Here is a 906-nt window from a genome sequence, read left to right on the forward strand (position 1 = left end):
GGCGAAAAAAAGTACAAATATGCAGTTTAATGAAAAAAATATAAATAAAACTTGACACGTTTAAATAACCAAGATAAATAGCGGCTAGACCCATTCACATTTTTTCATTAGAGGTAGTTTTAGTGTCTTCTACAGATTTTGAATTAGATGATAACTACGGTGATGATGATGATGTCGGTTTTGATGAGTCATCAGGCAAAATCACTGCGAAAGAATCATTAGAAAAACGTAGATTAATTGATGATCTATTGGCTCAACGCCGTTTAGAGCGTGAGTTGAAAGATTTTGATTATGATTTAGACGATGATGATCTTGATGATGAAGACTAATCAAATCTGAATAGGGCATCGTCAGCTTAGATGCTATGCTATCGTAGATTTCTTTTTTATAGTCAGGTAACACAATGAGTGCGTTAGATTTAGACCAATTAAGTGAATATCTAGATGGAGACCACAATGAGTATGGTCTAGATTTCGCTGCAACTCATGGTTTTCTGTGTGCAATTGCAGTAGGCCCTCAGTTTGATCGTTGGTTAGATGAATTATTTGATAATAACCATAAAAAAGTTCCTGCCGAAATTATTCAGCAGATCAAAGCGTGGTTAGAATCAATTCGACAAGACTTAGCAAATGAAAATGGAATTGAGTTTCCGTTTGAAATTGAAGAAGCCGATGTTGAGTCTAGCTTAGGCGACTGGAGTGTAGGATTTGTTGATGCAATGTTCTTAAATGAAGATGCATGGTTTGCACCTGAATATGAAGAACAATTAATTGATTTAACTTTACCAATGATGGTATTTAGTGGAATTGATGAAGAAGATCCACAGATGGAATCTTTCCGTCGTAATGGACAGTTAATGGATGAACTGGCAGAAGAAATTCCAGATAATTTGAATGAATTATATTT

Annotated in this window: 2 protein-coding genes; both read left to right on the plus strand. The window is 34.8% G+C overall.

Features of this window, described 5'->3' with window-relative positions; all coding sequences use genetic code 11:
- Positions 1-122 precede the first annotated feature (122 nt).
- The gene (locus HUN22_RS17325; RefSeq protein ID WP_002116495.1) at positions 123-329 is read left to right on the plus strand and encodes a PA3496 family putative envelope integrity protein; all 207 of its coding nucleotides are present in this window, start codon (positions 123-125) and stop codon (positions 327-329) included.
- Between the two features lie 74 nt (positions 330-403).
- On the plus strand, positions 404-906 hold a 503-nt coding region (locus HUN22_RS17330; RefSeq protein WP_174731979.1), incomplete at its 3' end, for a YecA family protein.

Source organism: Acinetobacter lactucae, assembly GCF_013344765.1.
In the GTDB taxonomy this organism is placed as follows: Bacteria; Pseudomonadota; Gammaproteobacteria; order Pseudomonadales; family Moraxellaceae; genus Acinetobacter; species Acinetobacter lactucae_A.